The sequence below is a fragment of the Gemmatimonadota bacterium genome (assembly GCA_026702745.1).
Taxonomy (GTDB): Bacteria; JAAXHH01; JAAXHH01; order JAAXHH01; family JAAXHH01; genus JAAXHH01.
Window position 1 is genome coordinate 26,400 of record JAPPBT010000048.1, and the last position, 11,876, is coordinate 38,275.

General features: G+C 60.4%; 11 protein-coding genes and 2 tRNA genes. 9 read left to right on the forward strand and 4 right to left on the reverse strand.

Annotation, left to right across the window (positions count from 1 at the left end; translation table 11 throughout):
- Positions 1-13: 13 nt before the first annotated feature.
- From OXH56_07315 to OXH56_07330, 4 genes are all read left to right on the forward strand, one after another.
- Complete coding sequence (locus tag OXH56_07315) at positions 14-697, forward strand: ABC transporter ATP-binding protein (GenBank protein MCY3555117.1); 684 nt, start codon at positions 14-16, stop codon at positions 695-697.
- Positions 697-2,622, forward strand: a complete 1,926-nt coding sequence (locus OXH56_07320) for an ABC transporter permease (GenBank protein ID MCY3555118.1) — start codon at positions 697-699, stop codon at positions 2,620-2,622. Before OXH56_07315 ends, OXH56_07320 begins: the two co-directional genes overlap by 1 nt.
- 326 nt (positions 2,623-2,948) lie before the next feature.
- Positions 2,949-3,518, forward strand: coding sequence for a hypothetical protein (locus OXH56_07325; GenBank protein MCY3555119.1), 570 nt, complete (start codon positions 2,949-2,951; stop codon positions 3,516-3,518).
- The gene (locus OXH56_07330) at positions 3,505-3,831 is read left to right on the forward strand and encodes a transcriptional regulator (GenBank protein MCY3555120.1); all 327 of its coding nucleotides are present in this window, start codon (positions 3,505-3,507) and stop codon (positions 3,829-3,831) included. The genes OXH56_07325 and OXH56_07330 overlap by 14 nt, the downstream gene beginning before the upstream one ends.
- Positions 3,832-3,897: 66 nt before the next feature.
- Here the strand turns inward: OXH56_07330 and OXH56_07335 are convergent, their stop codons facing one another.
- A complete protein-coding gene (locus tag OXH56_07335) occupies positions 3,898-5,298 on the reverse strand; it encodes a hypothetical protein (protein MCY3555121.1) in 1,401 nt (466 codons plus the stop codon).
- Positions 5,299-5,609: 311 nt separating this feature from the next.
- Between OXH56_07335 and OXH56_07340 the strand changes: the two genes are divergently transcribed.
- The 5 genes from OXH56_07340 (at position 5,610) to OXH56_07360 (ending at position 8,450) form a co-directional block, all read left to right on the forward strand.
- Positions 5,610-5,696 (forward strand) — tRNA-Ser (locus tag OXH56_07340).
- A gap of 23 nt (positions 5,697-5,719) precedes the next feature.
- A tRNA-Ser gene (locus OXH56_07345) sits at positions 5,720-5,807 on the forward strand.
- A 103-nt stretch (positions 5,808-5,910) separates the two neighbouring features.
- Complete coding sequence (locus OXH56_07350) at positions 5,911-6,363, forward strand: DUF3566 domain-containing protein (GenBank protein MCY3555122.1); 453 nt, start codon at positions 5,911-5,913, stop codon at positions 6,361-6,363.
- A 6-nt stretch (positions 6,364-6,369) separates the two neighbouring features.
- Positions 6,370-7,878 (forward strand): glutamate--tRNA ligase, encoded by a 1,509-nt coding sequence (gene gltX / locus OXH56_07355; GenBank protein ID MCY3555123.1) that lies wholly within the window; start codon positions 6,370-6,372, stop codon positions 7,876-7,878.
- Between the two features lie 116 nt (positions 7,879-7,994).
- Positions 7,995-8,450 carry an SRPBCC domain-containing protein gene (locus tag OXH56_07360; protein MCY3555124.1) on the forward strand — a complete coding sequence of 152 codons (456 nt, stop codon included), beginning with the start codon at positions 7,995-7,997 and terminating at the stop codon, positions 8,448-8,450.
- Between the two features lie 74 nt (positions 8,451-8,524).
- On the opposite strand, the gene OXH56_07365 is transcribed toward OXH56_07360, so the two are convergent.
- The 3 genes from OXH56_07365 to OXH56_07375 all read right to left on the reverse strand — a co-directional run.
- A complete protein-coding gene (locus tag OXH56_07365; protein ID MCY3555125.1) occupies positions 8,525-9,064 on the reverse strand; it encodes a hypothetical protein in 540 nt (179 codons plus the stop codon).
- A 138-nt stretch (positions 9,065-9,202) separates the two neighbouring features.
- On the reverse strand, positions 9,203-10,366 hold the full coding sequence (locus OXH56_07370) for an MFS transporter (GenBank protein MCY3555126.1): 1,164 nt from the start codon (positions 10,364-10,366) through the stop codon (positions 9,203-9,205).
- A 61-nt stretch (positions 10,367-10,427) separates the two neighbouring features.
- On the reverse strand, positions 10,428-11,876 hold a 1,449-nt coding region (locus tag OXH56_07375; GenBank protein MCY3555127.1), incomplete at its 5' end, for an iron ABC transporter permease.

Genomic DNA, 11,876 nt, shown 5'->3' on the forward strand with positions numbered 1-11,876 from the left:
GGAAAGGTCATAGTTGAGCCACACTATCGACATACGGAACCTGCGCTACCGTTACGGCGACGGCCCCTGGGTGCTGGACATCCCTGAATTGACCGTCGAGCAAGGAACGCGCGCGTTCCTGTTCGGCCCCAGCGGCAGCGGCAAGACGACACTGCTCGGCGTGCTGGCGGGGGTCCTGGAAGCGAATGAGGGAGAGGTCAGCGTACTGGGCGAGGACCTCACCTCACTTTCGGGCGCACAGCGGGACGCTTTCCGTGCGGAGCACATCGGCTATGTCTTCCAGATGTTCAACCTCATCCCCTACCTGTCGGTGCTCGACAACATCACCCTTCCTGTGCGCATGCACGCGGGGCGACGGACCCGGCTGGACGGCACGGGCGTGAAGGAGACCGCCGCGCAGCTGGCCAATCAACTCCACATTGGCGATCTGCTGAAGAAGCCGGTTACCGAACTCTCGGTGGGGCAGCAGCAACGGGTGGCGGCCTGTCGTGCGCTCATCGGGGCGCCGGAGCTCATCGTCGCCGATGAGCCGACCTCCTCCCTGGATTTTGACCGCCGCGAGGACTTCCTCGAACTGCTCTTCCAGGAATGCGAGCGTGCCGGTGCAACGCTGGTGTTCGTGAGCCACGACCGCACCCTTGAGGGCATGTTCTCCCGTACCATATCGCTCCCCGACATCAACAAGGCGGTAAACTGATGCTGGTTCTGGACCTCGCGCTCAAGTCGCTCCGCAACCGCGCCTTCAGCACCTCGCTCACGGTGGGCTCCATCGCCCTCAGCGTCGCCCTCCTGGTGGGCGTCGAGAACGTGCGCGTGGGCATGCGTGAGAGTTTCTCCAACACCATAAGCCAGACTGACCTGATCGTAGGTACCAAGGGCGGCACGATTCAGCTGCTGCTGTATTCGGTCTTCGGCATGGGCGCGCCGACAGAGAATGTTTCGTGGGAGGCTTACCGGCAGTGGGCGGAGCACCCCGCCGTCGAATGGACCATCCCCTACAGCCTGGGGGACAGCCATAGAGGGTTCCGGGTCATCGGCACGAACGATGACTTCTATCGCCACTACCGCTACCGAGGCGGCCAGGAAGTCGCGCTGGCGGAGGGACGGGCAAGCGAGGACCTGCTCGACGTGACCCTGGGCGCAGACGTGGCGGCAGAATTGAACTACTCGCTGGGTGACGAGATCGCCGTGACGCACGGGCTCAGCGAGGTGGGTTTCCTGGTCCACGACCACATGCCCTTCACGGTCGTGGGTGTCCTCGCCAAGACGTTTACCCCCGTTGATCGCGCCCTCTACGTGACCCTCGAAGGTATGGAGGCCATCCACCTGGAGGACGACGGGCACGACCATGAGGCGGAGGCGGCTTCGGCGGATGACGGGCACGACCACGAGGCGGAGGCGGCTTCGGCGGATGACGGGCACGACCACGAGGACGATACGGCTTCCGCGGATGACGGGCACCATCACGAGGAAGGGGAGGCGGAAGTCGACGGGCACGACCACGACGAGGATGCGGCCGATGACCACGCAGGACACGACCATGACGATCATGCCCACGACGAGGATGCGGCCGAAGACCACGACGGACACGATCATGACGATCATGCCCACGACGAGGATGCAGCCGACGACCACGACGGACACGACCACGAAGAGGATGCAGCCGATGACCAAGCCCATGACCACGATCACGAAGCCGAGGTAGCTGCTGCTGGCGAAGGACACGACCACGACGGACACGCGCACGAAGAGACGGAGGAAGCCCCGGCGGACGACGGACACGACCATCATGCCCGCGACGAAGATGCGGCCGAAGATCACGACGGACACGACCATGACGATCATGCCCACGACGAGGATGCGGCCGAAGATCACGACGAACACGACCATGAAGAGGATGCAGCCGATGACCAAGCCCATGACCATGATCACGAGGCCGAGGTAGCTGCTGCAGACGACGGACACGACCACGAAGAGACAGGAGCGGTCCAGACTGACGACGGACACGCGCACGAGGACGACGGCCATGCACACGTGGAAGCGGAGTTATCGATTGAGGACGTCGAAGTCAATCAGGTGACGTCGTTCTTCGTAGGCACGACCGACCGCAGGGACGTACTCCAGCTGCAGCGCGAAATCAACGACTTCGAGGACGAGCCGATGATGGCCGTGATCCCGGGTGTCGCCCTGAACGAGATGTGGCGCAGCCTGGGTTACGCCGAGACCGGCCTACGGTTGATCTCGATCTTCGTCGTGCTGGTAGGGTTGCTGGGTATGCTGGTCTCGCTCTACACTTCGCTCGATGAGCGTCGACGGGAGATGGCGATCCTGCGCGCTGTCGGAGCCGGGCCCAAACGGATCGTCTCCCTGCTGGTGCTCGAGTCGGTGTGCCTGGCCGCCGCGGGGGCACTCGCCGGGTTCGTGCTGGTGTATGTGCTGCTCCTGGCCGGACAGTCCCTGGTCGAGGCGCAGGTAGGGCTCTTCATCCCGATCAGCCCCCCCGGCTCGATCGAGTTACTCTTCCTGGGCGCCGTGGTGACAGCCGGGTTCCTGATCGGTTTCGTACCCGCCCTCAAAGCCTACCGCACCGCCCTCCACGACGGGCTGACGGTGCGGACTTAATTCAGGACGTACGATGCTTCGTTAATCCTGCTCCATGAACAGGATAGACTGCGGATTTGATTGGTAGTTGCACATTCGTCCAGCCAAGGCAAACGTATTTCCTGAAGCCAATTACAACTGATCCTACCATAAACATCCACCGGGTTCCATGCCGGGGCTGGGCGGCGTATCAACCACCCAGCACAGTAGGCTGTCGACGACTTCGAATTCCATCCGTATCTCCTTAAATCTCAGCGTATTTTGTTTTTCTGTTGACATAAACGTTTTTATACTCTATAATTAAGAGTAATCACTAAATAATAGTTCTCATCAACAAGGAGTACATCATGTCTGACATAGGAAAACTCAGGGAGGATCTGGCCTTTGTCCGTGACGCAGCACACCGTTCGGACAGCGTCCCCTTCAGCTCCATCTATGTACTTTGGGCGGTCATTATACTCTTTGGCCTACCCATGTCCGATTTTGTCGACGACAAAAGTTGGATAAGGTGGTACTGGTGGGTCGCAGCTCCTGTCGGATTCCTCCTGTCCATGTGGCTCGGGTCACGGGCATGTGCACGCATCGGCCAGGCGGATATAGAAAGAGGGATGCGTTGGGTAAAGCATTGGCTGGCATACATGGTCACGGTCGTACTCGTTGGGTTATTGGTCACGGGAGGGAAGTTAACCGGCTCCGGCATTGGCGCTCTCTCGGTGCTTGTGCTCGCCCTGGCCTATTTTTATGCGGGCCTGCATCTGGACCGGCGTCTCGTACCGGTCGGCATAGTGATAGGAATCTGTTTCCCCGTCATCCTTTATCTACCGGGGTATGGCTCGACCGCCTCGGGTGTCGTCATTGCAGGAGCTCTTTTGGTAGCAGCATGTCTCGGTAAGGAAAAACCAGATGCCGCCGACTGATCCCGACGTTTCGTCTCTGCAGGAACTGGAGTTCCTCGCGGGACTCCTCGAACACCGTGTTCGCCTTGCCATCTGTGTCCTGCTTTCGAAGCACGAAATGATGTCATTTAGCAGGCTAAAACAGGTCCTCGATGAGAAGGACGGAAGCATCGGTACGCACCTGCGCAAGCTCGAGGATGCTGGTTACCTGTCGATCGAAAAGACGTTTCGTGACCGACGCCCCGTGACCTGGTACCAGCTCACCGAAGAGGGCAGACGTCGTCTGAAGGATCATGTGTCAAATCTGATGCGGTTGATTGAGAGATCTGGCTAAGCGGTAGAAACCAGTTTCTATCGGAAGTTAGAAAACGGTTGGAGAGGAGCATCCACGACGGGGTTCTCAGCGTGACCGCAGGACTCCTTTCCTGATGAACACCTCGCACTCATCGGACCCGCATCGCATGCGGTAGTCATCCCTGTCGACATTCCTCCACTGCATCCCAAACTTCTGGTGCTTCAGGTTGTAGGTGTTCTCGTCGCAGCACCGCCAGTAGGTACCGATCCTGGCGTCGATGATCCACCCCAGGTCCTGTCCGTCGACGGACAGACGTCCCTGAATGTAGAAGTGATACAATCCGGAGTTGTGCTGTGCGCCGTCCAGCCTCCACACCTTTTCAGGGCGGTAGTGGATCTGGTCGCTGTAAGGATCGCGCGTAAAGGTGATCGCAATTTCACCGAATTCAGTACTGACGCCGATGTCGCCGGAATGACTCCGCGGCACCGTCAGCGCATGAATGAACGTCTCGGGACGCAAGTTGTTGAAAGCGGACCGCCATTCCACCCGCGATGCCGGCACTTCGTTATTGACGATCCGCAACGCGTGTATCCGGTCCGCCCGGCGCGCCAGTTCTGCCTCGATGGCCGGAACCAGTTTGTCTGAATTCGTCACCGCCACGGGAGACCAGGCCAGCCTGCAGATCTTGTTCACTTCACGCTCGACCCCCGCAACCGTCACCTGGCTTTCGATGAAATACAACGTCCTGAACAGCTTGTTAGAATAAATCCCTTCGTTCCAATCGCCGTCCGAATCCAGGAAGCGCGAGCTCCACGCCCGGAGCTTCGTATCGGGACCGATGCGCCAGTTTCCTGCCTTTGCCACATCAATGAATATCGCTTCGTTCCCAATTGTCGTCATTACGTCGAGCAGGCCCGCTCTCGCACCATGCGCATAATGACTGGCGTTTGTATCGCTGTCCCGATCGTAGAAGATAAACGCAAACTCGTCGGACACATTGATACCGACCGCGACGCCCATAACGTTCGATTCACCGCGGAAGTCCTGGATGAGCGAGAAATGGCCGTTGGCGCCGACCCCCTTTCTTCCGTCCACGTTTCTCCAGTAGGCCCGGTTCGGCTTGACTGAATTCGGAAAGTACCGGACCGTCTCGATGCCCACGTACACGTCGCTGACGCGGCGATAGTAGGGATACGCGTCGATGTACTGGTAGACATGGCGGAACCGGTTGTTCTCGAGCTTCTCACTCCAATCCCCGAAGTCGATAGACGCGATCTCCGTGTAACAGTCTTCATCACCCGGTATGGTCTCCCCGGATCTCACGCCATCCCCTGACTTCGTGCCTTCCGCCGGGAAAGAGCCGTCAGCAGAGAAAAAGCCATCCGCAACGAATAAGCCGGCCTCGCTCGTAGATACACCTGGCGAGGCGTAGTGGGAAGCAGGATACGTCGCGATAAACAGGAAGAACAGCACGAAACGGGTGACTCGCCAGATTCGCTGTTTCATGGAACTTGCCTCCAGTCACGAGCACTTCTAACGGGTACTTCACATCGGCACTTCACACGGGCTCATAGGACAGCCCGATGCGATACCGAATCCTGGACGGGTATGGTTCTGCACGGGATTTCGTAAACGTTGCGCCGCAGACGACGACTTACCGTTGTGCAATTGGTTAAAAAGTTAAACTAAAGGACCCGTCAAACCAGGTCAAGCGCTCCGGGGAGTTGCAGGACGTTCCGTAGGGGCCCAATAGGCCATGCTGACCGCCGTTTTACGTTGACACCTGCCTCCTTCAAAGCCTATATTGCCGCCTGTCAGGTGGGGTGTCTGAGTGGCCGAAAGAGACGGTCTTGAAAACCGTTGTACCTTTGCGGGTACCGTGGGTTCGAATCCCACCCCCACCGTCCAGCGACACGGAAATCTCTTGGGAGAGGTGCGAGAGTGGCTGAATCGGATCGCCTGCTAAGCGATTGTGGGTCAAAAACCTACCGAGGGTTCGAATCCCTCCCTCTCCGTTCGTAGTCAAGCCGCTGTTCTTCTTCGGTTGAATGGCGGCCGCCGCCGGGTTCTGGTCCGAACCGGGAACCCTTCCACGAAATGCTACCTGGAGCACCACCTATGAGGTACGAGCTGAAGCGAATCGACCCATGGTCCGCGTGCAAGATTACCTTTCTCATCGCCGGCGCCGTGGGTTTCGTGGTCGGAGCGCTATACGCCGTGATGATCACGTTGATGGCGAGTTTCATGGGTATGGTGGGGATGTCCGAAGGCATGCCCGACGAGATGGGTTATATCGTGGGAGCCACGGGATTCATCGCGGTCATAGCCTGGATCGTGATAACCATTTTGTATGCCGTGCTCGGCGCCCTGGTGGTCTCGCTGGGCACCTGGCTGTATAATCTGCTGGCCGGCGCGATGGGCGGTGTGACCATGACCCTGGAGCCGCCGGCATCCGTCATTCCTGCAGCAACTCCCGCACCGGCGGACGCCACGCCTCCCGCTCCGCCTGAAGCCTCGAGTGCTTCGACCTCGGCGGCAGACGGCGGCGCTTCAGATCCCCAGGCATCCTGACGACCCATGTCCCGGCCCGTACGCGTTCGCTTCGCCCCCAGTCCCACCGGGCTGCTCCACATCGGCAGCGCCCATACGGGCTTGTTCAACTGGCTCTTCGCCCGCAGGGAGAAGGGCCGTTTTCTCCTGCGCATCGAAGACACCGACACCGCCCGCTCCCGACCCGAGTGGGTCGATGCCATATTCGAGGTGCTGGAGTGGATGGGCATGGACTGGGACGAAGAGGTAGTCTACCAGTCCCAGCGGTTCGACCGGCATGTCGCCCGGGCCCTAGCCCTGGTCGATAGCGGCGCAGCCTACCGGTGCTACTATCTGCCCGAAGAGCTGGAAGCGAAAAAGAAGGAAGCCCTTGCGGCGGGCCGGTCCTGGCGGAACGACCGCCGCTATGCGGACATCACCGATGGCGAGGCGCAAGCCCTGGAGGCCGAGGGCCGCAAGCCGGTCATCCGGCTCAAGATCCCCGAGGGGAAGACCGTATTCCGGGACCGGATCCTGGGTGAGATCGCGGTGGAGAACGAGACCATCGACGATTTCGTCATCGTCCGGTCCAACGGCACGCCCCTGTACCACCTGGCCGTGGTGGCCGACGACGTGGACATGAACGTGTCTCACGTAATCCGCGGCATCGACCACGTCACCAACACCACCAAGCATATCCACCTGTTCCAGGCCCTGGGTGCCGAACTGCCGGATTTCGCCCATCTACCCAGCATCCTGGGGGAGGACAAGAAGAAGCTGTCGAAGCGTCACGGCGCCGTGTCCGTCTCCGAATACCGCGACGCCGGCTACCTGCCCGACGCCGTGGTCAACTTCCTCTCGCTGCTCGGGTGGCAGACCGGCGACGACCAGGAGTTCTTCACCCGCGCCGAACTCATGGAGCGGTTCTCCCTGGACCAGGTCCACAAGCGGGACACCGTCTTCGACCTGCGCAAATTCGAGTGGCTCAACGGCCAACACATCATGACCCGCTCCAACGAGGAGCTGTGGACGCTGGCGATGCCGTTCCTGGTACGTGCGGGACTCATCGGCGGCGGACAGCCAGGCGGGCAGGTTGACAGTCTGTCAGGCGGTCAGCCCGTAGACCACGACTACGCGATGGAAGTCGTCGGCCTGCTGCGGGAACGGTGCCGCACGCTGGCCGATTTCGCGGTGCAGGGGAGGTTTTTCTTCACGGACGACTTCGACTACAATCCCAAGGCCGTCCGGAAGCACTGGGCAAAAGAACCGGATGCCGTGGCAGCGCGGATCGGATGGCTTCGCGATGAATTCGCCGCGCTTGCACAGTTCGACACGGAGGCGGTAGAGGAGGTCGTCCGGAATCTGTCGGAACGGGAAGGATTGAAGGCAGCCCAGTTCATCCATCCCTGCCGCGTAGCGCTGACCGGAGAAATGGCCGGACCGTCCCTGTTCCATTTGATCGCCGTCCTGGGGAAAGAGACGTGTGTCGACCGTTTGGCAAAGGCACTGGTGCGCCTGCCGGAGGTGGTCGAAGAGGCGGCGATTGGTCAAGGATAATGCCCATGATGCAAGACGAAGCGCGAAGTGGTTGACGAAAACAGGCGTTGGAAAGTAAACAGACAAGGAAAGCAGACAGTACTGGAGAGCAACAAACCTGGAGAAGGGACAGAGCGATGTCAGATCAAAACGCCACCGAGAAACTCAGCTATTCGATTACGATAAACGCTTCGAGGGAACAGGTGTGGCAGGCCCTGTTCGAGGACGAATCTTTTCGAAGGTGGACGAGCCTTTTCGCCGAAGGGTCCTACTTTGTCGGGGACTGGAGCGAAGGCAGTGAAATTCGGTTCCTGAACGCGGGGAGCGACGGCATGATCAGCATGATCGACGCAAACCGGCCCCACGAGTTCATGTCCATACGGCATCTCGGGTATATTGTCAATGGCGTGGAGGACACGGAAAGCGACGAGGTGAAAGCATGGACGCCGGCGTTCGAGAACTACACGCTGAAGGACGTGGAAGGCGGCACCCACCTGACCGTTGTAACGGATACGTTCAACGACTACGTGGAGTACTTCAACGAGACCTGGCCCAAGGGGTTGGACGAGATCAAGCGGATCGCCGAAGGTTGACCGGCGTTTTCTATTGTCCTACTGCCCTTGGGGGCTCGTTGGTGGCCGACTCGAGGGTGGATGCTCGTGGACGATCAAAGGTATTTCATCATACCGACGATCAGCGCGGACATGGTGATCATACATATCATCATCTTGTTGACGGCGCTGCTGATCTGCTTTTCCAGGTCTGATTTCATCGCAGCCATCTCGGCCCTTATAACAACCAGATCTTCCTTCGTGGCGTAGCGCTCCATCTTCGCACTTAACGAATCAACGCGAGACTTAAGTTCCTCCAGATCCTCCTTCGTGGCGAAACGCTCCAGGTCTTCTTTCGTCGCGAATCCGGCCAAATCCTCTTTGGTCGCGAATCGCTTCAGGTCTTCCTTCGTCGCGAACTTTTCAAGAAAGGCCTTAGTTGCGAATCGCTCCATCTTCGCGCTTAGCGCATCCAAACGAGATTTAAGTTCCTCCAGATCCTCTTTCTTCGCGAATCCCGCGAGATCTGTCTTCGTCACAAGGTCGTTCCGGCTCCACGTCATCGCCTTGACGATGGCTTCCGCCTGCCTCGTCTCGATGCCCGCGGCTTCGAATTCGCGGACCGTGGCGTGGGTATCAATGGGATAATAGGACACGGCATCACCTGCATCTGGTGAATGTGGTAAATCGGACTGATAATGTATTCGTCGGATTTAAGCGAAGACATCTCGGCGTTTTTTAAGTGATCGCGATTTCGGCGTACGAAGCAAGCCCCGATCCCTGAATCTCAATCGCTAGTCCCCGGTCCTCACTCCTTGAGTCCGCTTCCGGTACCACCGGTACTCGACGATCATACCCACGATCAGCACGAGGCAGCACAGCACGTAGGGCATGCGCAGTCCGATGAGCTGGGCCAACAGGCCGCCGACCAGGGGACCGGATACCATGCCCATGCCGACGATCATCTCGTTGCGCGCGCCCTTTTCCCCTTTGCGTTCCTCCTGGAAAAAGGAATAGAACTGGCTGGCCGAGAAGGCGGCGCCGACCAGCAACCCGACGGTCCCGAAAGCGAAGGCCAGCACCACGGTGGCATCCTGCGTCGCGACGACCACCATGCCGATCACGGCGGCGATCTGGGGAAGAACGAGGGGTCTGAGGCGGAACTGCCACCAGGTCGTGTACCGCGCGATGAGAAAGACCGCCATCTGCAGGACCCGCGGGATGGCGAGCAGTATACCGAGCGTATCGGCCCGGATGAGGAGTTCGGTAGCGAGCTTTGGAAACTGGTTGTTGAGCATGCCGATCATGAAGAATGCCGTGAAATTGGCCGTCCAGGCGATCCAGCGGAAGCGCGCCGTGTCCTCGCGCGTTCGTTCCTGCGGCTCTTCTTCGGGATCAGCCTCCTGCGATATGTCGGGCCGGAAGCGCAGGAACGCGATCGCCAGCGTAAGCAGGACCATGCCGATCGTGCCGGTGGCAAAGGGCACGGTTGGTCCCACGAGATAGAGATAGCCCCCCGCCAATGGGCCCAGCATGAATCCCATGGTCCAGAATATGTTGAACGTGCCGAGGGTCTTGACCAGCTGGGTACGGCTGCGGCCCTCGGCCAGCATCGCCTGCACGGACGGCCAGAAGAGGGCCAGCAGTCCCCATCCCATGGCCGTGCCCGCGAGTAGCATCCAGTAGTTCACCGCCAGAAAGAGCATGCCGAACACCAGCGCGGTCAACCCGGAGGCGATGGCCAGGATCCGGCGCCGGTCGAAGCGGTCGGCCAGTTTGCCCGTGAAGGTGCAGGCCAGGGTGAAGCTGAGCGAGCCCGCGGTGCCTATGAACCCGAGTTCCACCACAGAAGCGCCCATGTCAAGGGCCCTGAGCGGCACGGCGAAGGACACCAGGCCCGTGCAGAAGTCCATGACAAAAGCGGAAGTGAAGAGGAAGTAGTCGGAACGCTTGAGCACGGGTTACTAAAAGCTCCGGATGGCATGGGTCATGGGGTCGCCTGTATGGAAGGTCAGCAGGTCAGGACAGGCTTCGCTGCGCCGTACCGCGGGAGAAGTAGTTGGAACCCAGCAGCACGACGGATACGAGGAGCAGTAGCAGAACGGCGTAGGCCGCGGCGCTGCCGATGTTGAACTGGCGCAGATGGGAAAGGATCTCCATGGCGATGGGCCGGTTGTCGTAGACGTAGAGCAAAATGGAGGCCACGAATTCACCCAGGGCGGTAACGAAGGCCAGCAGCGTGCCGGCGAGTACGCCCGGGCCGATGAGGGGCAGGGTGACCCGGCGGAAGGCATAGAACCACCCCGCGCCCAGGTTGCGCGCTGCCTCCTCCAGGGAGTCGTCCAGCTGCCTGAAGGCCGCCGAGGACGCCCGGAACACGATGGGCAGGTGACGGACGAAGTACGCGATGGGCAGGAGCCAGAAGGAACCCACCAGCACCTGTCCGAAACTGAAAGGCGTGCCCTGGCTGAAGGCGACGATCAGGTTGATGGCCACCACCGTGCCGGGCAGGGCCCAGGGCACCATCACGAGGGCATCAAGCATCTTTCGTCCCCGGAATGTACCCTTGACGACCAGGTAGGCCGCGGTGACGCCGATCGCCACGTCGGCCGCCGTGGAGACCACTGCCATGTTCAGGCTGTTCCGGATCGGTTCCCAGAAGGTGGGGTCCTGGAAGAGGCGGCCGTAGTTGTCCGACGTATAGACCTGGGGCAGGATCTGGTGGGTCCACGTGCCGTCCTGGACGAAGGACAGCAGGAGGATGGTCAGGTGGGGCAGCAGGAGCACCACCACCATGGCGATCCCCGCGGCGCCCGCGAGCAGGCGCGCCCAGCGTCCCCGGATTTCGCGCCGGACCGTCGCCGTGCCCTTGGTGCTCATGGCGTACTGCCGCCGCCCCTCGTAACGGCGCATCCAGAACAGAAAGGCGATGGAGAAGGCGGAGAGGACCACGGTCTGCGTGACGGCCATGGCCATGTCGCCGTTCAGCTTGGACGTGTAGATGTTGAGGCTCAGGAACCGGAATCCGCCGGCGAAGATGAAGGGCGCGCTGAAGGAGTTCATGGACGTCATGAAGACCAGGAGCGTCGCCCCCACCATGGCGGGCGTGAGCAGGGGCAGGGTGACGGTCCGGAAGCTGAACCACGACGACGCGCCCAGATTGCGGGCCGCCTCCATGACCGCGGGATCGATGCCCCGAAGCGCCGCCGAGGTGAAGAGGTAGAAGAAGACGTACATGGTGTAGCCGTGCACGAGCAGCACGGCCCACACCCCGTTCAGCGAGAAGGGTGGCCGCTCGAGTCCCAGGGCCGCCTGGATGAGGCGTGGGACCATGCCGCTTTCGCTGTAGAGAAACAGGAAGGCGAGCACGCCCACCAGGGGCGGAAGGACGATGGGCAGGATGGCCAGCGCGGAAAACACGGACCGCCCGGGAAACTCGTAGTGGGTGAAGATAAGGGCCAGGGGGAC